We start from the raw sequence: 20,560 nt of genomic DNA, 5'->3' as shown, positions 1-20,560 counted from the left end.
TCATGCAACCGCCGGCCATTTGCCAAGTTGACGGCTTGGAAATTGCGCGACATATCACAATTCGCGTGAATGAGGCGCAAACTCGGAGGTCCTCGCGAGAGAGGGCCGGGGCCAAATAAGGAGCACATCGGATGGCGGTCAAAGTCGCGATCAATGGATTTGGTCGAATCGGACGCAACGTACTGCGGGCGATCGCCGAGTCCGGACGCACGGACATAAAGGTCGTCGCAATCAACGATCTGGGTCCGGTCGAGACGAACGCCCATCTCCTTCGCTTCGACTCAGTTCATGGCAGGTTCCCAGGCGAGGTCAAGGTCAGCGGCGACACGATCGATCTCGGGGGCGGCCCGATCAAGGTCACGGCGGTCAGAGATCCGGCCGAACTGCCGCATAAGGACCTCGGCGTCGATATCGCGCTCGAATGCACGGGCATTTTCACCTCGCGTGATAAGGCCGCCGCCCATCTCAAGGCCGGGGCGAAGCGCGTGCTGATCTCGGCGCCCGGCGACAAGGCCGACCTTACCGTCGTCTTCGGCGTCAATCATTTGAAGCTGACCCCTGAACATCTCGTCGTCTCCAATGCGTCCTGCACGACGAACTGCCTCGCCCCGATCGCCAAAGTGCTGAACGACGCCATCGGCATCGAGAGGGGCTTCATGACGACGATCCATTCCTATACCGGCGACCAGCCGACGCTCGACACGCTGCATAAGGATCTTTATCGCGCGAGGGCCGCGGCGCTCTCCATGATCCCGACGTCGACCGGCGCCGCCAAGGCGGTCGGCCTCGTTCTGCCCGAACTCAACGGCAAGCTCGACGGGTCGTCGATCCGCGTGCCGACGCCGAACGTCTCCGTGGTCGATTTCAAATTCAACGCCAGCCGGCCGACCAGCGCGGCGGAAATCACCGAGGCGGTGAAACGCGCGGCGGGTGCGGAGCTGAAGGGCATCCTCGGCTATACCGAAAGCCCCAATGTATCGGTCGATTTCAACCATGACTCACATTCATCGATCTTCCATGTCGACCAGACCCGCGTCATCGACGGAACCTTCGTTCGCGTGCTGTCCTGGTACGACAATGAGTGGGGTTTCTCGAACAGGATGATCGACACCGCGGTCGCAATGGGGAAACTCCTATGACGAGATCAGGCTCTTCTTCGCCCTTTCCAACTCTCGACGACGCTGTTCTGGCGAGTAAGAGGGTACTCGTGCGCGTCGATCTCAACGTGCCGATGGAAAACGGCCGGATCACCGATCTGACCCGCATCGACCGCGTCCTGTCGAACATCCGCGAAATTTCGGAAAAGGGCGGCAAGGTCATCATTCTCTCGCATCTTGGCCGCCCGAAGGATGGGCCGGAGGCGGAAACGTCGCTGAAATCGGTCGCGGTGGCGCTCGAACACGAACTCCGCCACATGGTGTTCTTCGCCTCCGATTGCGTTGGCCCCGTCGCCAAGAGCGCCGTCGCGGCCTTGCGCAACGGCGATATTCTGTTGCTTGAGAACACCCGTTTCCATGCCGGCGAAACCAAAAACGATCCGGCCTTTGTCGAGCAGCTCGCCGAACTCGGCGATCTTTACGTCAACGACGCCTTCTCGACCTCGCATCGCGCGCACGCCTCGACCGAAGGCATCGCCCATAAATTGCCGGCCTACGCCGGGCGCACGATGCAGCGCGAACTCGAAATGCTGACCGGAATGCTGGCGCATCCGGAGCGTCCGATGGCGGCAATCGTCGGCGGCGCCAAGGTCTCGACCAAACTCGAACTTCTCGGCAATCTGATGCGCCGGGTCGAATTTCTGTTCATCGGCGGCGGCATGGCCAACACCTTCCTTTCCGCCAGCGGCAAGAATGTCGGCAAGTCGATCTGCGAGACGCAACTCGCCGAAACGGCGCGGAAAATCATCGCCGACGCGGACGCCGCCAATTGTCAGCTCGTGCTGCCGGTCGACGCCATCGTCTCGACAAGGTTTGAAGCCAATGCGCAAACTCGCGCCGTCGATATCGACCAGATCGGCGAAAACGACATGATTCTCGATATCGGCCCGCGCACCATTTCAAAGGTCGTCGGCATCCTCGCAGCCGCCAGGACCGTCGTCTGGAACGGTCCGCTCGGCGCTTTTGAAACGCCGCCGTTCGAGGTGGGGACCGTGGCGATCGCAAAGGTCGCCGCGGAACTGACGCGGACCCATTCGCTGCAAACCATCGCCGGCGGCGGCGACACGATCGCGGCCCTCAATATGGCCCATGCATTCAACGACTTCACTTATGTGTCGACGGCCGGGGGCGCCTTCCTCGAATGGCTGGAAGGCAAGCTGCTGCCCGGCGTCGAGGCTTTGCGCGGGCAGAAAGCGAACGCCTGAGCTTCGGCCAAAGAGACTCGCGCCGCGCCATCCCGCCTTTTATTCGAGCGCGACGCGGAAATGCTGCGCCGCGTGCTCAAGGCACAGCCTGAACCCGGACAGGTCCGTGAAACGCTCATCTGGCGCGGTCCGGCGCTGCGTCAGCCGCCGCCCCTGCTCGGTGAGACAGCCGCCAAGCATCAGATTATCGGCATGTCCGAAATCTTCGATCGTCATGCCGAGAGCGTCGCGCCAGCGTCCTGTTGCGGCGTCGAAAGTTGCGCCCATGTCGCGTTTTATGCGGTCGAGCAGCGCGCCGTCCTCGTTGCTATAGGCGAAAACCGGCTTGCCGAGACCGGCGCAAAGCCCCAGTTCGAAGACCGTTCCCGCGTCCGCGCTCGGTCCGCGAAAAGGCGTCAGATTGAAGATTGCGCCATCGGCCGCCAAAATCATCGCGCGATTTGCGCGATAGATCGAGAGGCTCCTCTCGACGCCATCGTCGAGAGCCTCGCTTTCAAGAGGAAACAACCCTTCAAAGCCGTATTGCGCGCAAAGCGCCGTCTTGCGCTCGCCGGCTGCTTTCGCATCCGACAGAAAGACTTCAGGGCCGGCAAGATAAATCCGCAAGCGCCGCGTCATGCCGAGCTCTCTTGTAGGCCGTGGGCCTAGCCGCGCATCACGCCGCCCGAAAGGGTCGTCATGAGCAAGGCGAGGCCAAAGACGAGCACCGCCAGCGCGGCCGCCGCCTCAAACAGACGCCCTGCCATCATCGGCCGCCATGAATCAGCGCCGACGAAGCGCGCAGCCGCCTTTTTGGCGAAGACAGCCGATGTGGCGAGCGCGCCGGTCGTGATCGCAACGCCTAGCGACATCGCCAGCACCGCGCCGCAGCCGGCAAGAAAAATATCCTGCGCAGAGGCGAAGACAAGGACGAGAATGGCGCCCGAACAGGGCCGTGATCCGGCCGCCGCGACGGTGAGCAAAGCCTTCTTCCAGGAAAATCCGGCGTCGAGCGTTGCCGGATCGGCCGCATGAAAATGGCCGCAATCTGGCCCATGCATATGGGCCGCGCTGCAATCATCGGCGAAGAAGCGCGCGCTCGCGCCTCCGGCCGCGAGCGCCGGACCAAAGACGCCCGCGAGCTCAGGCGCGAGCTTCCGCGCGGGCGCCTGCCGCCAAAGGGCGACGACCGCGGCGCCTTTGGCGGCAAGCAGCATCGCGCCGAGGATGATGACGCCCACATAGCTCGCAATCTCGATCACATTGGCGGCGGCCGTCATATGTTTGGCCGTGGTCCCCAGGATGAGAAAGGCGACGCCGACCAGCGCCACCGCCACGAAACCTTGCAGCAGCGCCGCCGCGAGGCAAATCACTAGCCCGCGCCGTAAAACCCGTTCGTTGGCGACCATGTAGGAGGCGATCACCGCCTTGCCGTGACCGGGCCCCGCCGCATGAAAAACGCCGTAGCCGAAGCTGAGCCCGGCGAGGGTCCAGCCGGCGGAGGCGCTCTCCCGCGCCGCGCGGATCGCGCCCGTCAAAAGACGATAAAAGCCGCTCTCCTGAGCCAGAAGCCAGCCGCTGAAGCCCGTGGCGCTCGCCGCCCCTTCATTGACGCCGACGGCGAAGGGATGATGCGCGCCTTGCGCAAGGCTTTGTGTAGCGAAAGCCGCCGCGAGGAAGAGCGCGGAGACGGCCAGAGGCGAGAAACGGAAAGAAGGTTTCAAAGTTGCCCTCCAACAGCCCGTCAAGGACAGGCGACGATGACAGCCGAGGCGAGTTTGACGCCGAAATCCGACCCCGGCGACAGCCCGCTGAAGAAGGATTCGGTGAGCTTCTTCGATTCTTCCGCCGCCAGCGGCTTTGCTCCCGACACATTGGTCGAACAGCCCTTTGGCGCGTTGACGAAGCTGACAGGGGTCTGCTTGTCGAGTTCGAAGGCGACGAAATAGGTCGGATCGTAAACCTGAAAGGAAAAGAGTTTTGCTGAGACCGGCGTTTTCAGCGGCATGGTGAAGCGCAGCACCACGAGCTTGTCCGGCCTCTCCTCGAGCGAATAATCGGTCGGTTCGCCAAACTCGACCTTGACGCTATGAATCTTGGCGTGGGTAAAATAGTCGAATTCGGCGAGATCCTCGACATTGCTTTTGGCGAGCGGGGCGAGGTCCGCCTTGGTCAGAAGCTGACCTTTCTTGCCGACGCCCTCTGTGACGAAGGCCGAATACATTTCATCGAAAACCCAGGCGTGCCGGATCGCCACGATGTCGCCGTTCGGCCCGAAAATCACCTGCTCCTGCCCCGTGATCCAGACATGGGGATGCGCCATAGCTATGTGTGCGAACCCGATGATGAAAGCCGCCATCAGGCCGAGCCTCAACCGGTAGAGCCTACGCATAAACACCCAAAAAAATCGTGAAGCGGCGCCGCCAGGGCGTCTCAAGCCATCCATTGAGCGCAGAAGTCTGGCTAAACCGAGGCGAGGCTTTTCCCGCCGCGTCACGGCGAGACCGCGAGCCGGGGGGTTGATCGCGAACGGAAGATGAGGCATACACATTCGGAATTCATTTGAACCGGCCATCGCGGCCGGTTGTTTTTTTCTGGGAACAACTCCGATGAAAGTCCGTAACTCATTGAAATCGCTGCGCGGGCGTCATCGCGACAACCAGCTCGTGCGCCGCAAGGGCCGTGTTTACATCATCAACAAGACGCAAAAGCGCTACAAGGCCCGCCAGGGCTGAGGCGGCGCGCAGGCGCGGCAATACAAGGGCTTTGACCTTTTGAGCAAGCCTTATTAGGCTCAACGCCATGCTCAGAAGACTTCCTGGTTCAGCGTGGCTGCCGACATTTCAGGTCCTCGCCGTTATCGGCGCGGCCTTTCTGGCTCCCGCCGCGGCGCAAAATACGCCCGGCGCGGACAAGCGTGGATGGCCAGGCGGCCTGCCCAACGGCTGGCGCATGCTCGGCGATGACGAGGGTCCGGCGCCGCCAACCGACGCGCCGCCCCCTCCTTTCGATTTCGGGCGCGACGGACAATTTCTTCCTCCGCGCGGCCAATCGGCAAACCCGTTATCGAAGAATGGTCAAAATGGCGCAGCGAAACAGGCGGCGCCCGACGATCAAGCGGCCAAAGCCGCCAGGGTCAAGGCCCGCGCAGACCAATTAAAAAAGGCGCTCGCGCCGAAGCCAGAGCCGGCCATCCTGCGTCAACAGGCGCTCGACGAATTGTTCAAGCATCTCAGCGCCGCTAGCGATCCCGACGAGGCAAAGGGCTATGCCGAGGCGATCAAACACATCTGGATGCAGTCGCAATCCGATACCGCCCGCCTCATCATGCAGCGCGCGACGCAGGCCGCCGCCGCCAAAAACTATCCTCTCTCCCTGAGCCTGCTCGACAGGCTGGTGGCGCTCGAGCCGGATTGGGCCGAGGCCTGGAATCAGCGCGCGGCGGTCAAGTTCCTGATGCAGGACAGTGACGGCGCCATGGCCGACATCGACATGGTTATGAAGCTGGAGCCGCGCCATTTTGGCGCGCTCATGGGGATGGGAGTGATCCTGCAGCGCGCCGGTCTCGACAAGCGCGCCCTGCAGGTGTTCAACAAGGCGCTGGAGATCTATCCGGCGCAGCCCAGTCTCAAGGATAGCGTCGAGAAGCTGTCCCTCGACGTGAACGGCCGCGACATCTAAACGTGATTGAGACGCTTACCGCGGCCACGATTGCCACGACTGAGGCTGCTGCGTGACTGGATCGATGACGCGGCGATGCCTTGAAAGCACGGCGCTGCGCGGCGGCGCATAGGCCAGCCCGTCCGGCGCTTCCGCTGACCACCCCTGATAATCATCTTCAAAAAGACGCGGGCGTTGACGCCGCGCCACGCCCCCCTCGCGCCGCCATCGGTGCTTTGCATAGGCGCGCGGCGGGGAGCCGGAAATCCTGATGTCCGCCCCCTGCTCTTTGACCAGGCCGTAAAGGAAGGCGGCGTTGCCCGGCGAAAGGCGAATGCAGCCATGCGAAGCCGGCCGGCCAAGGTCAGCCGTTGAATAGGTGCCGTGAATGGCGTAGCCGCCATTGAAGAAGATCGAATGGGGCATCGGAGACATATGATATTTGCGCGAATAATGCATGCGCTCCAAATGCCTCGACCGGTAGTAGCCCCGTGGCGTCGCATAGCCTGAGCGCGCCGTTGAGACGGACCAAAGATAATCCGAGCCATCGGCGCTGACATGCATGGTTTGCGAGCTGAGATCAATGTCGATCCGAACCCTCGCCTGAGCCGCCGCTACACAGCCGAGACTACACAGGAACGCGCACACGCCAAGGATCCGCCGCATTGACCGCCCTCCCGCGCCACCGGCGGAGCCGATAGTCGATCGTCGCACTTCACCGTATTAATACAATGACAAATTGTTGATTAAGCGTTGTCGGAATTCGATCAGGATTATTTTAAAGTGATTAAATCGCGTCTTTGTCGCGCTGAACGCCGTCGTCGAGGCGCTGCACACGCGACTGACGCCGGGATGTCCTTTGCCTTCAGCTATTTCGGCGGCGGTCCACAGCCATTCCTCGAGGCACGGCCGAGCGCGAGCTTCATTCTCGCCTTTCGCGCGCTACCGCATCGTGACTATGCTGCTACATGAATAGCCAGGTAATGGCGGCAAAGAGCGGCAGAAGAATTGCTCCCGACCACAGCATGTAGCGAAAGAATCCTGGCGTCTTGACGCCGGCGTCGCGGGCGATGGCGTAAACCATGAAATTCGGCGCGTTGCCGATATAGCTGTTCGCGCCCATGAACACCGCGCCGAGTGAGATCGCCGCCAATGTATCGGCGAGCGGGCCCATCAGCTTCGCCGCCTCGCCGCCCGCGAGTTCGAAAAATACAAGGTAGGTCGGCGCATTATCGAGAAATGAGGAAAGCAGGCCCGTCGTCCAGAAATAGACCGGATTGTTCGGCGATCCGTCGGCGTGCTCGAGCAGGCCGATGACGAAAGCAAACGGGCCGTCCTTGCCAGCCTTGAGCATCGCCATGACAGGAATGATGCAGGTGAAAATCCCAGCGAAGAGGTAAGCGACCTCGCGGATCGGCTCCCAGTCGAAGCCGTTTTCCGCGCGGGAGGCCCTGTTCGTCAGCGCAAGCGAGGCAAGCGCGACGCCGATCATCACGGCCTCCCGAACCAGATTCTGCAGCTCGATCTTCGTCCCGTAGAGATCGAAACTGACGTCCGGTCGCCAAAGACCGCTGGCGACGATTGAGGCGACGACCACCCCGATCAGCGCGATGTTGACGAGACCCTTTACGCGCAGAGGAATGATCGGGCCGGATGCGCCACTCCGCCCTTCCCGCTTGAAATAATAGGCGTCGATCAGAAGGAACAGAGCGAGAAGAACGCCGACGGCGAACAATGTCTCCGGCCATAGCTTTTGCGTCGTCCAGAAGAAGTCGACGCCGTGGAGAAATCCAAGAAACAGCGGCGGATCGCCAAGCGGCGACAACGCTCCGCCGATGTTCGAAACGAGAAAGATGAAGAACACCACGACATGCGCGTTGAAGCGCCGCGAAGCATTTGCGCGAATGAGCGGCCTGATCAGGATCATCGAGGCGCCGGTCGTCCCGATGACGCTGGCGATCCCCGCGCCGAAGGCGAGTATCGCGCCATTGAAGAGCGGCGTGGCGTTCAGCGAACCGGTTATGGCGATGCCGCCCGCCGCCGTGAACAGCGCGAGGAGCATGAGGATGAAGGGCGCATATTCGAGCGCCATATTGTGGACGAAGGCGGCGGCCGTCACGTCGAAGCCTTTGACGGCGACAAGGCCCGCGAGCGTTAAAAAGGCCCAAAAAGCAGCGGCTTTGGCGTAGTGAATATGCCACCACTCCCTAACAAAAAGCGGAGCGAACGCAATCGACATCAATATGCCGACGAAAGGCAGCCCGAGTAGCCAGGGCAGCTTCGCGCCATCGAGGACCTCCGCCGCGGCGGCGGGCGAGCTTGATGCGAGGATCGCGGCAAAGGCCGCGCAGCCGCCAAGCGCCACAATGGCCGCACGCTTCCAATCGGTCATATCTCCTCCATATGTCGCACTACGTGAGCCGGATACGCGGCGGTGACGGCCATAGCCAAGTTCAAGGACGGTATTACGTGCGGGCGCCCCGCGCGGCAAGGCCAACAGGTTTCGCAGCTTTGAGGCGCCAGCTTGATCGAAGCCGCCGGTATGCTACTCAGGACGCCAAGGAGCCAGGGATCGCGGTCTTCGCCATGGCGAGGCTTGGCCCGCGGATCGGCTGAGGCGTCAATAAATACAAGATGGATCGGGAAGGATCGGCCCATGACGCAGGAATGGACCCTCTTCATAAGCACCTTCACGACTCTGCTGGCCATCATCAATCCGCTGGAGGCGCTGCCAATCTTCCTGCTGCTTCTTGAAGGCAAGAATCTCGCCGAACACCGAAAAGTTGCGGCGCAATCCAGCCTCTATGCAACCTTGCTGCTGCTTTTCTTTCTGTTCTTCGGCTCATTGATCCTTCGGCTTTTCGGCGTGCCCTTGAGCATGGTGCGCATAGTCGGCGGCATCATCCTCACCAAAATCGGCTTTGAACTCTTCTCCGGCTCTTCGGGTTCGGGATCGGTCGTTCCCGAAGGCGGCGCAGGCAAGGACGCCAACATCGCATTCGTGCCGCTCGCCCTGCCGATCATGTGCGGTCCCGGCGCCATCGCAACCGTTCTCGGCATGACGGCGCAGGTGCAAAGATGGGAATTTGGCTCCTTCGCTCCGATCGTCGCCGCCGTTCTCGCCACCATGTTCGTGACATATCTGTGCCTTGCCTATGCCGGCAAACTGGTCGATCGCCTTGGTCCCATGGGCATCGACGCCATCACCCGCATCGTCGGCTTCTTCGTCTCCGCGATGGGCGTCGGGCTGATCTTTAACGGCGTCATCGAAGGGCTGCAAAACCACGGGCTGAATATGCTGCACTGATGGCGGCGCGACGGGCTTCGCTCGCATGAAGCGCGATTTGCCGATAGTCTTGCCGCGGCGGTGGGACGGCGCCCTTTACCTCCCGGTCAACCATCCAGGATCGCCGCCGCATGAGCCCCGCCCCTAGGATCGACGTCGCGGAAGACGCCAAGGATCTCGCCAATCGCGTCGCCGCCTGGCTCGTTTCGCGCATCGCCAGCGCATCCAAACCATTTGCGCTCAGCCTCTCGGGCGGATCGACGCCGAAGCAAGTGTATCAGCTGCTCGGCGCCGAGCCGTTGCGCGATGAGGTTGACTGGCGCAAGGTGGAGCTGTTCTGGGGCGACGAACGCTTCGTCCCTTTTGACCACGAAAACAGTAACTTCCGCATGACGTCCGAAGCTTTGCTTCGCCATGTTGCGCTGGCTCCGGCGCAAATTCATCGCGTGCCGACAGACGCTGAATCGCCGGCGCAAGCGGCGGCCCTCTATCAGCGCGCCCTTCAGAATTTTTACGGAGCAAAGACGCTCGACCCGGACCGTCCTCTATTCGACGTGACCTTGCTTGGTCTTGGCGCCGACGGCCACACAGCTTCCCTGTTTCCGGATACGCGGGCCCTCGAAGAGCGAGACGCCTGGGCGACATTCATCATAGGAGCGACGCCCGAACCGCGGATTTCGCTAACCTATCCCGCGCTGGAATCCAGCGCCGAAATCGCTTTCCTCGTGTCCGGGGCCGAGAAGAGAGGCATATTGGCCCGCGTGCTGGCCAATGATCGCACGCTTCCGGCGGCCCGCCTCGCAACGCGCGGCCTGATCCACATTTTCGCTGATCGCGCAGCCCTCTCCCCATAACCCTGTCGGCCGCGCGGCCCAAATTCCCCGGCGCCGCGATGTGCGCAAGCAAACATACGCGCGGGCCGGGGCCGGCCATTCGGACAATAGCGAATTTTAATCGAAGCCGGAGCGAACATGCCGTCGCCGCGGCGCCCTTGGATTTTCGGAGCATCAATGCGACAGACGGCAAAAGCTTTTCTGACGGCCTGCGCCTTTTTCGCCGCGGGTCTGTTCGCCGGCGGGGCGGAAAGTTCAGATTTCGACCAAGCGCTGTTTAGCGTGTTCCGTTGGCCGGCGGAGTTTCAGCCTCCGGCGTCCCCCCTACCGGTCAGGCGCCAAAAAAAGCCGCCCTTACGTAAATCGTGGGGAAATCCGGAACTCCCAGCCCAGCCTCCGCGTTCAAGCTGTGAAGCCTTGGCGTGCCCTGGCTTTATAATCCTTGGAGTAGGATTCTAATTAAATGAGAGCTTAGCTCCGTTCGCAATCGCAAAATATTTAACGCGACTGCAAACAATTTAACGCGGTGCAGCATACAGAATTTTTTATTTGTAACGTGAACTTGAAGAATTTTTCGAAACCTTTGCCGCTGCCAGACATTACATAAAACAGGTAAGCGAACTCAGAGAGAGCACAGCAATGAGCGCAGTGGAGACCACCAAGAAATCGGCGACGTCGACCCGAGGCTTCGCTTCAATGGATCCGGAAAAGCAGAGAGCAATCGCGCGCAAGGGGGGCGAAAGCGTTCCCCATGAGAAGCGCAGCTTCTCGCAGAACCCGGGGCTTGCAGCCGAGGCCGGCCGTAAGGGCGGCCAGAGCGTCAATCCCAACAAACGCAGTTTTTCGCGCAACCATACCCTTGCGTCTGAAGCCGGCCGCAAAGGCGGCCACGCTTCGCACGGCGGACCAAAGAAAGCGATCATAGACTGATCGAAGGTCCGCAATAGCAACAAAAAGACGCGGCAGCCGCGGTTTTGGGGCCGCGCCTTTTATGTCTTGGCTTGTCCAGGATTACGGGCGCTCCAGCTTTCACCACTGCAGGGTGATGCTTTCGCTGCGATTTTCGCGCTTTTGGCGACCAGCGTCACGCGGCGCCTTTAATTGTTTTTCGCCCTATCCACAGCGGACGCCAGAGGATATTCCGATCAGGTCGGTTCGATTCGGTCACAACAATATGCTCAAGCTTTTGGAGCCGGAGCGATTTCTGATCGGTCGAACGGCTCCATTCGATCGGAAGGCGCTTGGTGTGAGGCGGTCGCATTTGGGAAAGCAAATTCTCTTTCGGGCGACGGCTTAAGCATGAGCGCGCTTGATGATTTGTTCAGCGCCGCCTTTGAAGCGCGGCGCAATGCTTACGCGCCCTATTCCAACTTCGCGGTGGGGGCGGCGATCCGCACCACGTCCGGAGCCGTCTTTAGCGGCGCTAACGTCGAAAACGCCTCATATCCGCTCGGCTCCTGCGCTGAAGCCAACGCAATCGCCGCAATGGCCGTTGCGGGCGAGAGGCAAATTTCCGAAATTCTGATTATCGGCGAGGGCGAGGCGCTTTTGACCCCCTGCGGGGCGTGCCGCCAACGCATTTTTGAATTCGCCGGCGCTGGCGCTCGCATTCATGTCGCGGGACCTGAGGGCGTGCGGGCGACATTCTCGTCAGCAGAAATGCTTCCCTACGCTTTTGGCCCGAGCATCACCGAGCGGCGTTAGCGCGTAATGCCGAAAAGCTGAAGACTTTCCGGGCCGATTCATGCAGTAAAACAGACACTTAAGGCGCGGAATGAAATTCCGCCCAAATGCCTTCTGCTCTAGTTAACGGTTCCTGATGCTTTTGCTGTCAGGAACTCGCCCGAACAAGGCCCCCTCGCGATAAAAAGCCCCGGCTTGGCCGCCAGGGCTTCGTGTCGAGGGGAGGTTGTGCCTCAGGCGGCGCGAAGATTGCCGGCCGAAGATTTGCCAGTCCGCTTGTCGGCGATCACTTCATAGTTGATCTTCTGGCCTTCCTGGAGGTGGCGCAGCCCTGATTGTTCCACAGCGCTGATGTGGACGAAAACGTCCTTGCCGCCATCGTCTGGCTGTATGAAGCCGTATCCTTTGTCCGGATTAAACCACTTCACAGTTCCCGTAGTCATATAGTGCATCCTTAGAATCGTAAGTAAACGAGCGTCAATCGATGACGCCGGTGTCGCATCGTCGTTTTAAGAAGGAGGTCGTCAGCGGACGCAAAACTGCGAGGCCAAGTCGTCGGTAAAAAACACGACACGATCCAACATACGGCGATGCTGACCGGAAGACAAGGGGGCCTGCGTCATTTTGACAGATGGCGCGAATCCCAGACGCACGAGCAGAATCTTCGCAATTGCCAGATCAATAAAGGTCACGCTTTCGCTTGTCGCCCGCTGGAGCGCGGCGCCAGTTTCAAGCCTCCCGCAAGTTCGGTCCCGGCGCCCCCTTCCGCGCAAGCGCCGCCGGTGGTATTCGACCACTTCTTTCAACAACAACAGGGCGAAACATGAGCGAGATCTGGCTGCGCGCCGGCGAGGCGACGGTTCTGGCGGCAGAGGGGCAATTCACCGACGCGATGCCCGAGGTCATGATCGGGCACGTCAAAGGACCTGTCGGTCACGCCTTCGCCGCCATGGCGGGGCAGGTCGCGGGCCATCCGCGCATGTTCGTCATTCGCGACCTTAATCAGATGGTCCGCCCGCCGACCATGATGACGACCAAGGTGACGGTCAACTCGACGGCCTATGTGGAATTGCTTGGCGGCGTCGTGCAGGCGGCGACGGGCGACGCCATTGTCGACTGCCTCAAGGAAGGCGTTTTGCCGAAGAAGCACGTCGACGATCTCTGCATGATCATCATGGTCTGGCTCGACCGCCGCTGCGCCACCGATCCGAACCTCGACAGGCGCGACCTCTACCGCACCAATTATGAGGCGACCAAGCTCGCGATTTCCCGTGCGATGAATGGAGAGCCGACTGTCGAGCAATTGATCGAGAATCGCAAGACCGTCAGCCACTACGCCCTCGAGGGCGTTTTCGAGGGTTGAACGGGCGCGCAATCGCCGCGCGCCGCAGCGTCGGCTTGAGCGAAGCTGGCTGGATGCGCGCTCCAGCATAGCCGCCAGCTTCTCTCAGTCATGAGGCCCACGCCGCGTAAATACATCCGCGAGCCTTGCGCCGTCACTTTCCCGCGCGATCTCAAACCAGTGCGCCAGAACATGGTCCTCCTTGCGCTGGCTGAGCAGCCGTAACACGATGCGCTCGCCCGGCTCGATATTGCCGTGATAGATGATGTCGCGATCAATCGTCATATAATGGACGGCCGAGACGTCCTCCAACAGCTCCCATTCGGCGCGGTCGACGAAAGACTGGAAGGCGGCGAAGTAAAGAAACCCGGCGCCGTTGAAATCCTGCGAAGGGCAAGGCCTAACGCGAAGCTGCGCCTCACATCGTCCTTTCGCTTTTTCAAATCCGAAATGCGCGCTCCAGCGATCAGATCTGATCATGGCCGCGACGCCGGCGGCGCGATCGAACCCCTCGCTCTTCTTGATAGGAGGAAGGCCTTCGAGCGAAACCCGCGCGATCGAGCGATTCTTGCCCTGCTCCCGCCGTTTGACGAAAACAGAGACGAGTTCAACCTCGCCGACCACGCGCCCATCGCAGCTCAGCCGGTGGAGGCTGACAAATTGCGCGCCTGAAATCCGCGCGAGATCGGACGAAAAAGCGAGTTCGTCATTCTCGCCCATGACGCCGAATTTTGCGTTCCGGATCGTCGCGGCGCAAAAGGCGGCATAGACAGGCTCACCATCCGCGTCACGAAAATCGGGAAGGGCGCGCCCTGCTGCGGCGGCGATCATCAGCCAATGGCGATGCCCGCATTCTTTCAGCAGCCATGTTTCCGATAGGCCCTTTAAGCTCAGATGCGGCATTCCGAGCAGCAACGTCGGCGGGGCTTCGATCGCCGCCGTTTCAAAAACGTCGAACGGCGCCGATCGCGCCGACAGGATGCAGTTCACCGGCGTCTTCTCCGTCGGATTAATTTGAGCGAATTCAACACGCCGCCCGCAGCCGGGGCTTAATGGCGAGCAGATGCTCATCAATGCGATGCGACAAAAATTCAGCGTCGCCTCCAACCCCGACAAATCGCCCAGAGCCCCATGTGTAGAGCCACGGCAGCCCGATGATGAAAAGCCCCTCCTCCTTCGTGACGCCGCGCCGATGTTCCGGATAGCCTGACGCGTCGAGAATCGGCAGATCTATCCATGACCAGTTCGATCGAAATCCGGTCGCCCAGACGATGCTCGTAACGCCTCCCGCCACCGGATCCAATTCAGTCAGAGCTTTGCTCGGGCGCCACACAGCTTTATAGTGACGGCCGGGGGGAGCATCAATGCTCTTTTCGGCGATGTGCTTGTCGATGAGGCCGCAAATTCCATTGTAGACAGCGTCGGCGCCATCGAGGTTCTTGGCAAGATCATCTGCGAACAACAACCGGCCGGACTCGATGTCCTTGAGGCGGCCATAGAGCGACATGCCTTCCTTTGCAAACCGCCGCAGATCAATGTCCCGTCCGCCGTCGCGCCCAGTGAGATAGTGGTTCGCCTTCTTGCGTACGCCTTCCTTCAAAGGATGATCGTCGACCGGCAAATCATATTGTCCAAGATCAGCCAGCCAATCGACGCAATCGCGGCCGCGGTAGACGCGCGGACAACGCGGAGCGCTTCCGACGACAAGATGCACCTTGCGCCCGGCAAGATGCAGATCTTCCGCGATCTGACAGCCGGACTGGCCTGAGCCGACGACCAACACGTCGCCTTCCGGCAATTGGTCGGCGTTCTTGTAGGCGGAGGAATGAATCTGCCTGATCGCTGGATCGACGCGCTCGGCGCTGCGCGGAATGCTTGGCGTATGATAACCACTGACCGCGAGGACCACCGCATCCGCCGTCATCCCTCCCTCGCTGGTTTCCACCACAAAGCCGCCGCGCGCATCGCGCCCCAGCCGCTTCACTGCGACGCCTTCCTCGACAGGCGCCTCGATCCTCCTCGCGTAATCCTCGACATAGGCGACGATCTCTTCGCGCTTCATAAAGCCGTTCGGCTCCGCGCCGGCGTAAGGGCGCCCCGGAAGCTGACACTGCCAATTCGGGGTCACGAGGCAAAAGCTGTCCCACCGTTGCGTGCGCCATGAATGCGCGATGCGGCTCTTTTCGAGAATGACATGATCAACGCCATGCTGTTTCAAAAAGTAGCTGACCGACAGGCCGGCCTGGCCGCCGCCGATGACGACGACGGAACGATGGGAGGGCAGTCTGGAACTCATTGGAGTAACTCCTTGATTGATCTGTTCGTTCGATTTTTGAGAAATCTTCACTCTTCGAATGCTTCGATGACGACGCGCGCGTCCCGAATCGTCGCGAACTGGGCGCCCTGCTTTTCGATGCGGGCGAGCTGACCGAGCGCGCGCGAGCAGGGCGCGCCATATTGTGCCTGCACGCGATCGCTCGCGATGCGTAGCGCGATGCGGCTCCGGTCGAGAAAGTCATCGAGAGAATACCGCCTGCCGACCTCAAAATGGTCCTTGATTACGAGCGAGGGCGAATAGCAGCGTTCTGTCGCGCCATCCGGCCAGCGGATGCGAAAATACATCTCAGGCATAGGATTCCTCAGTCAGTCTTTCATAGGCGGCAAGATGCGCGCGCGCCGTATGTCGCCAGTCATGTTTTGGCGCGATTTCGAGGCCCGCGGCGATGAGGCGACCGCGCAAAGGCTCGCAAAGAGCGGCGAGGATGGCGCGTGCGATCGAAGCGGTGTCGTGCGGATCGCACCAGGCGACGTCATCTGCGCCAAGATATTCGGTGAAAGGCGCGATTTTCGAAACAACGACAGGAACGCCGCTCGCCATCGCTTCAATCACGACAAGGCCGAAGCCCTCCTTCAGCGAAGGAAAAGCCAGCACATCCGCGATGCGGTAGAGAGCTGGCATGTCATCTTGCGCTAACGGACCCGCGCAGACGACCGTATTCGCCGGCAAGCCATTCGACGCCAGCGCGTCAGCGAAGCTTTGTTGATAGGCGCCGTGATCGAGCAATGATGCGCCGCCCGCGATGATGAGCTGCGCATGCGGATGAACGCGACGAACCTCTTGGAAAGATTCAAGACTCGCAATCGTATTCTTGCGGGCTTCGATCCCGCCAATACAAAGGACCACGGGACCGCGCCCAAGGCCGAGTCGCTTGCGCAGTACGCGGTCGCGATCATCAGGCCTCGGATGAAACCGGGTCATGTCGACTCCATTGCCGATAATTTTCGCATCGACGCCGAACCGCTCTGCGAGCCAGTCGCGCCATTTGCGGCTGACGACGAAATGCATGTCCGCGGCGCGGATCGCGCGCGCCTGTAGATCCATCAGGGCGGCGGATTCGAAATGATCGACATGATGGACGGTGCGTGCGATTCTTTGGATCAGACCGCGCTCTTTCAAAGTAGCAAGCGCATTGCCGGAAATGCCGTCCTGCGCATGGAAGACATCAAATTGCCGATGGTCCTTATTTTCAAAATGACGCACGTAATCTCCGATGCGCGCCTTGACCATCTCTGTGGTGTCCGAGCCCACAGGCGAAGCGGGAACGCAGACCGTCCCGCACGCCGTCCGTCTAAAGAACCCTTTGCCCTTAGAGTCTGGCGCATGGACGACCGCTTCATGTCCGAGAGCGACCAATGCATCTGCGAGCTCCAGCGCGTGGACGACGCCGCCGCGCGGATTGGTCGAATGCGCCAATATGGCGATGCGGAGGGAAGAGGTGCGGCTCATGCCAACGCCTCCTCGATCGCGCAACCGATCAATGGCCGCTCGGTGAAATCCCAGATCGTTTGCGTCGACGTTCCGTCGGCGATTCTCAGCTGCCGCTCCTCCGTCACGACACCAATGTCGGCGGCGGCGATCCCTCGCGCGGCGAAGGCGGCGAGGACCACTTCAAGGTTGCAAGGCGTAACAGAGAGGAGATAGCCAAAGCTCGGGAAGCTGGTGAGCCAGCGCTCCAGAAAAACGCCCGAAGGCCTCGGGACCGAGAAGACGTCGATCACGGCGCCGACGCCGGAGCATTCCGCCAGCATGGCCGCCGTTCCAACGACCCCACCCTGGCTGATGTCCTTTGCGGATTTGGCAAGCCCTCCCTCCGCGATGGCGGGGAGGATTTCGAGGTCGCCGCGCAACCGCTCGTGCGGCGCGCCGAGCGCAGCCTGCCAATTGGAAAAAGGCTCGCGATAGGCTCCGCGCAGATCTATCGCAGCGACGAGGCGATCGCCCGGCCTCGCGTCGAAACTGGTCAGAAGGCGTTTTGCCCGGCCAAGGATTGCGACCGATAATTGCCCGCGATCCGTGTTGATATTGGTGTGGCCGCCGACGATCGGCACGCCATAAGCCTCAGACGCCGCGCGAAGCCCGGCGAGCACCGGATCGGCCTCGTTCTCGCCATTGGCCCAAAACGCGTCGACGACGGCGATCGGGCGGCCGCCCATGGCGATAACGTCGGACACATTGACCATGACGCCACACCAACCCGCGAACCACGGGTCGCGCGCGACAAATTCATTCATGAAGCCTTCGATCGCGAGCAGCAGAAAGCCATCAGCGTCTGGGATCGCAGCGCAATCATCGCCGACCGCAATCATAGAGCCGCCGTTGACGCCAAGCTTCGTGGCGACCATGCCTATGTCCTGTTTGGCTTTGAGACCGGCGCCGGCGCGCAGCGTCACGGCGAGCGCGGCGAGATCGAAGCGCTCCATCATGCAGCCTTTCTCGCCAGAGAATGAAAGCCGGTTTCGGCGTCGACGAAGGGCGGATAGAAGGAGAGATCGGCCTCCATGCGATGATGCGGCCTTCCGTGCAGAACGACTTCCTCGACTGTGCGCCAATGCATGCGGCGAAAGAGCAGGACGTTCTGGCTTTGGACGTCTGCAAGAAAGCGCACGCATCCGCGCGCATGGGCTGATGAGACGGCAAGCTTGATGAGCGAACCGCCGAGCATTCCGACACGGCGATAATTGACTGCGACCGCGAGCCGAGAGCCGACCCATAGGCCGGCTTGCCTTTCGTGTATCCGCACCGTTCCAACCACCGCGTCGGCCGCGACCCCAAACAGGGAGATCGCAACGATCGGGATTGCGGTCTCATCGATGGCGTCGAGGTCGTCGCCTTCAAAGATCCCCTGCTCTTCACAAAAGACAGCGCGACGCAACGCATGGGCGCCTCGCTTCTCCCAAGGCCGGGTTGCGAATTTGATTTGAAAGGCGCTGGCGACAAAGGGAGCGAAGGGTTCGAGAATCATGCCGAAATCCCTCGCTCATAGGCTGAAAGAGCAGAGCATGCGCCGCATTTGGAGCAGCCCGCCTTGACCTTCTCCGATTGCATGCCGGCGGCGACGAGCATCGCGGCGAGCGGGCGCAAAATCTCATGCATGAATTGAGGGTCAGGCGTCGGGTGGCTCTCGAGCGGCGTGCCGGAAATCGGCACGAAAGGCGCGACGAAAGGGTAGACGCCGATGGCGACAAGCTTTTCGCAGATCGCAAGGATCGCCTCCTTTGCATCGCCGAGGCCGGCGAGGATGTAGGTTGAGACCTGGCCACGGCCGAACACCGGGACAGCGGCCTGAAACGCCGAGACGTAGCGATCGAGCGGGACCTGCGCCTTGCCTGGCATGATCCTCGCGCGGACTTCGGGCGTCACGGCTTCGAGGTGCATGCCGAGCGCATCGACGCCGGCCTCCTTCATGCGCGCGAACCACACATCGTCATCCGGCGGCTCGCATTGCGCCTGAATCGGCAAAGCGACGGCGGCTTTGACGGCCGCGGCGCTCTCGGCGAGAATCGCAGCGCCGCGATCGGGAGTCGCCGGCGTTCCGGTCGTCATCACCATATGTTTGACGCCGTCGAGTTCGACCGCCGCCTTCGCGACTTCTGCGAGTTGAGCCGGACTCTTTCGCTCGATCGTCCGGCCGGCCGCGAGCGACTGGCCGATGGCGCAGAACTGGCAGGTTTTCGTGCGGCTCTGATAGCGAATACAGCTTTGCAGAACCGTCGTCGCCAGCACGTCGCGTCCGTGCAGTACGGCGATCTTTGAATAGGGTATGCCATCGGCGGTCTGCAACGCGTAGAATCGCGGCTGCGAGGGGAATGACGCTTCAGCGATGGCGAACCCATCGCGCAGGATGCGGCTGACGCCGAAGGCGTCGGGCTTTTCGACGAGATAGGGGCTCTCGAACGCGGGCGCGGTATGCACCGGCGCCATCACCGTTACGCCGCCGATGGTCAGCGCCTTGTGATCGGAAGGGCCTGCGCCCCCACGACGGCTGTCGGCGCCCGCCTTGGGATCAACGAGACGCACCCCGCAGGACTGCAACTCGTTGATCAACTGCTCCGTCGAGATCGCGGCTGCAATCATCTGCTCCATCGAATTCACTCCCGGGTGCACAAGGGTTTTCGAACGATGTCGTGGTCTCCACCGGCGTCGCCGGGCGGTTGTCGAGTTTGAGGCTCAGCAGTTCGGGGCGCGCGTAATGGCCAACGCTATCCATCATGCGTTTGCGCTTGACGATGAGGCTCATATCGAGATCGGCGACGAGAATGCCTTCCCCCGAGGTCAGAGGAGGAACGACATGCGCGCCTTCAGGAGAGATGATCGCCGTCATGCAACCACCGCGGAGACCACGCCGCATCTTTTCATCAGGCGATATTTTTGCGATCTGCTCCTCGCTCAGCCAACCCGTCGCGTTGACGACGAAACAGCCGCTTTCGAGCGCATGATGACGGATGGTGACTTCGATCTGATCGGCGAAGACCTGCCCGACCAGTGAGCCCGGAAACTGCGCGACGTGAATCTCTTCATGCTGCGCCATCAACGCATAGCGGGCGAGCGGGTTGTAATGTTCCCAGCAGGCGAGAGCGCCAACCCTGCCGACCGCCGTATCGACGACCTTGAGCCCCGCGCCGTCGCCCTGCCCCCAGATCATCCGCTCATGGAAAGTTGGGGTGATCTTGCGCCGCTTGAGCAGCAGCGTTCCGTCGGCGTCGAAAATCAATTGCGCATTATAGAGCGATCCATGGTCGCGCTCATTGATCCCGAGCGCGACGACGACGCCGCAGCGCCGCGCCATCGCGGCGACCGCCTCCGTCACGGGGCCGGGAACGGTAACGGCGTTCTCATAGAGCCGCACATGTTCGGCTCCAGTCAGCATCGGCGGGAAGACGAACGAAAAGTAAGGATACCAGGGCACAAAGGTTTCGGGGAAGACCACGAGCTTTGCGCCTTTTTCCGCCGCCTCGTTGATCGCCGCCAGGACGCGGTCCAGCGTCCCGGTCGGCGTCTCGAGGTCCGGCGCGATCTGAACGGCCGCGACGCGGACCAGTTTCTTCTCGGCCATCGCTGTTTCTCCTCTGCTCAA

General features: G+C 61.2%; 23 protein-coding genes. 9 read left to right on the top strand and 14 right to left on the bottom strand.

Translation table 11 applies throughout. The features are described from left to right. Positions 1-131 precede the first annotated feature (131 nt). Positions 132-1,139: a type I glyceraldehyde-3-phosphate dehydrogenase gene (gene gap / locus SIN04_RS17990; RefSeq protein WP_134491435.1), complete on the top strand. Its 1,008-nt coding sequence runs from the start codon at positions 132-134 to the stop codon at positions 1,137-1,139. After that, positions 1,136-2,362 (top strand): phosphoglycerate kinase, encoded by a 1,227-nt coding sequence (locus SIN04_RS17985; RefSeq protein ID WP_134491433.1) that lies wholly within the window; start codon positions 1,136-1,138, stop codon positions 2,360-2,362. The genes gap and SIN04_RS17985 overlap by 4 nt, the downstream gene beginning before the upstream one ends. A gap of 39 nt (positions 2,363-2,401) precedes the next feature. Here the strand turns inward: SIN04_RS17985 and SIN04_RS17980 are convergent, their stop codons facing one another. From SIN04_RS17980 to SIN04_RS17970, 3 genes are read right to left on the bottom strand one after another with little or no spacing between them, the layout of a single operon-like run. After that, on the bottom strand, positions 2,402-2,980 hold the full coding sequence (locus tag SIN04_RS17980; protein ID WP_134491431.1) for a nucleoside 2-deoxyribosyltransferase: 579 nt from the start codon (positions 2,978-2,980) through the stop codon (positions 2,402-2,404). Between the two features lie 26 nt (positions 2,981-3,006). After that, a complete protein-coding gene (locus tag SIN04_RS17975) occupies positions 3,007-4,065 on the bottom strand; it encodes a nickel/cobalt transporter (RefSeq protein WP_134491429.1) in 1,059 nt (352 codons plus the stop codon). A 20-nt stretch (positions 4,066-4,085) separates the two neighbouring features. Further along, entirely contained in the window at positions 4,086-4,733 is a 648-nt protein-coding gene (locus tag SIN04_RS17970; protein WP_341264483.1) for a DUF1007 family protein, read from the bottom strand. Positions 4,734-4,950: 217 nt separating this feature from the next. Between SIN04_RS17970 and ykgO the strand changes: the two genes are divergently transcribed. Further along, positions 4,951-5,076: a type B 50S ribosomal protein L36 gene (gene ykgO / locus SIN04_RS17965; protein ID WP_012590802.1), complete on the top strand. Its 126-nt coding sequence runs from the start codon at positions 4,951-4,953 to the stop codon at positions 5,074-5,076. Positions 5,077-5,143: 67 nt separating this feature from the next. Continuing rightward, complete coding sequence (locus SIN04_RS17960) at positions 5,144-6,022, top strand: tetratricopeptide repeat protein (protein WP_174513902.1); 879 nt, start codon at positions 5,144-5,146, stop codon at positions 6,020-6,022. 15 nt (positions 6,023-6,037) lie between these two features. Here the strand turns inward: SIN04_RS17960 and SIN04_RS17955 are convergent, their stop codons facing one another. Both SIN04_RS17955 and SIN04_RS17950 read right to left on the bottom strand, forming a co-directional pair. Next, positions 6,038-6,667 (bottom strand): L,D-transpeptidase, encoded by a 630-nt coding sequence (locus tag SIN04_RS17955; protein WP_134491425.1) that lies wholly within the window; start codon positions 6,665-6,667, stop codon positions 6,038-6,040. 298 nt (positions 6,668-6,965) lie between these two features. Further along, positions 6,966-8,393 carry a sodium:proton antiporter gene (locus tag SIN04_RS17950; protein WP_134491423.1) on the bottom strand — a complete coding sequence of 476 codons (1,428 nt, stop codon included), beginning with the start codon at positions 8,391-8,393 and terminating at the stop codon, positions 6,966-6,968. Positions 8,394-8,657: 264 nt separating this feature from the next. Here SIN04_RS17950 and SIN04_RS17945 point away from each other — a divergent pair, with 264 nt between their 5' ends. The 4 genes from SIN04_RS17945 (at position 8,658) to SIN04_RS17930 (ending at position 11,824) form a co-directional block, all read left to right on the top strand. Then, positions 8,658-9,308: a MarC family protein gene (locus tag SIN04_RS17945; RefSeq protein WP_134491421.1), complete on the top strand. Its 651-nt coding sequence runs from the start codon at positions 8,658-8,660 to the stop codon at positions 9,306-9,308. A 110-nt stretch (positions 9,309-9,418) separates the two neighbouring features. Beyond that, positions 9,419-10,141, top strand: coding sequence for a 6-phosphogluconolactonase (gene pgl, locus SIN04_RS17940; RefSeq protein WP_134491419.1), 723 nt, complete (start codon positions 9,419-9,421; stop codon positions 10,139-10,141). Between the two features lie 618 nt (positions 10,142-10,759). Next, the gene (locus SIN04_RS17935) at positions 10,760-11,050 is read left to right on the top strand and encodes a general stress protein (protein ID WP_134491417.1); all 291 of its coding nucleotides are present in this window, start codon (positions 10,760-10,762) and stop codon (positions 11,048-11,050) included. 369 nt (positions 11,051-11,419) lie between these two features. Then, positions 11,420-11,824, top strand: a complete 405-nt coding sequence (locus SIN04_RS17930; protein ID WP_134491415.1) for a cytidine deaminase — start codon at positions 11,420-11,422, stop codon at positions 11,822-11,824. A gap of 212 nt (positions 11,825-12,036) precedes the next feature. Here SIN04_RS17930 and SIN04_RS17925 read toward each other — a convergent pair whose 3' ends face one another. Next, on the bottom strand, positions 12,037-12,246 hold the full coding sequence (locus SIN04_RS17925; RefSeq protein WP_012590813.1) for a cold-shock protein: 210 nt from the start codon (positions 12,244-12,246) through the stop codon (positions 12,037-12,039). Positions 12,247-12,626: 380 nt separating this feature from the next. Here SIN04_RS17925 and SIN04_RS17920 point away from each other — a divergent pair, with 380 nt between their 5' ends. After that, a complete protein-coding gene (locus tag SIN04_RS17920) occupies positions 12,627-13,166 on the top strand; it encodes a formaldehyde-activating enzyme (protein ID WP_134491413.1) in 540 nt (179 codons plus the stop codon). 84 nt (positions 13,167-13,250) lie between these two features. Here the strand turns inward: SIN04_RS17920 and SIN04_RS17915 are convergent, their stop codons facing one another. The 8 genes from SIN04_RS17915 to SIN04_RS17880 are packed head-to-tail and all read right to left on the bottom strand — an operon-like array spanning position 13,251 to position 20,539. Next, positions 13,251-14,135: a Pnap_2097 family protein gene (locus SIN04_RS17915; RefSeq protein ID WP_244605883.1), complete on the bottom strand. Its 885-nt coding sequence runs from the start codon at positions 14,133-14,135 to the stop codon at positions 13,251-13,253. 34 nt (positions 14,136-14,169) lie between these two features. Next, entirely contained in the window at positions 14,170-15,441 is a 1,272-nt protein-coding gene (locus tag SIN04_RS17910) for an MSMEG_0569 family flavin-dependent oxidoreductase (protein ID WP_134491409.1), read from the bottom strand. Positions 15,442-15,488: 47 nt separating this feature from the next. Further along, positions 15,489-15,776 (bottom strand): MSMEG_0570 family nitrogen starvation response protein, encoded by a 288-nt coding sequence (locus SIN04_RS17905; RefSeq protein WP_134491407.1) that lies wholly within the window; start codon positions 15,774-15,776, stop codon positions 15,489-15,491. Continuing rightward, positions 15,769-16,932, bottom strand: coding sequence for an MSMEG_0565 family glycosyltransferase (locus tag SIN04_RS17900; RefSeq protein WP_134491405.1), 1,164 nt, complete (start codon positions 16,930-16,932; stop codon positions 15,769-15,771). The genes SIN04_RS17905 and SIN04_RS17900 overlap by 8 nt, the downstream gene beginning before the upstream one ends. Beyond that, the gene (locus tag SIN04_RS17895; RefSeq protein WP_134491403.1) at positions 16,929-17,906 is read right to left on the bottom strand and encodes a sll0787 family AIR synthase-like protein; all 978 of its coding nucleotides are present in this window, start codon (positions 17,904-17,906) and stop codon (positions 16,929-16,931) included. The genes SIN04_RS17900 and SIN04_RS17895 overlap by 4 nt, the downstream gene beginning before the upstream one ends. Further along, on the bottom strand, positions 17,906-18,448 hold the full coding sequence (locus SIN04_RS17890) for an MSMEG_0567/Sll0786 family nitrogen starvation N-acetyltransferase (RefSeq protein WP_134491401.1): 543 nt from the start codon (positions 18,446-18,448) through the stop codon (positions 17,906-17,908). Before SIN04_RS17890 ends, SIN04_RS17895 begins: the two co-directional genes overlap by 1 nt. Further along, positions 18,445-19,560, bottom strand: coding sequence for an MSMEG_0568 family radical SAM protein (locus tag SIN04_RS17885; protein ID WP_134492647.1), 1,116 nt, complete (start codon positions 19,558-19,560; stop codon positions 18,445-18,447). The genes SIN04_RS17890 and SIN04_RS17885 overlap by 4 nt, the downstream gene beginning before the upstream one ends. Next, entirely contained in the window at positions 19,490-20,539 is a 1,050-nt protein-coding gene (locus SIN04_RS17880; RefSeq protein ID WP_134491399.1) for a Nit6803 family nitrilase, read from the bottom strand. The genes SIN04_RS17885 and SIN04_RS17880 overlap by 71 nt, the downstream gene beginning before the upstream one ends. Positions 20,540-20,560 lie beyond the last annotated feature (21 nt).

Origin of the sequence: Methylocella tundrae (assembly GCF_038024855.1) — a bacterium.
GTDB lineage: Bacteria > Pseudomonadota > Alphaproteobacteria > Rhizobiales > Beijerinckiaceae > Methylocapsa > Methylocapsa tundrae.
This window is presented reverse-complemented; position numbering and strand designations above follow the sequence as displayed.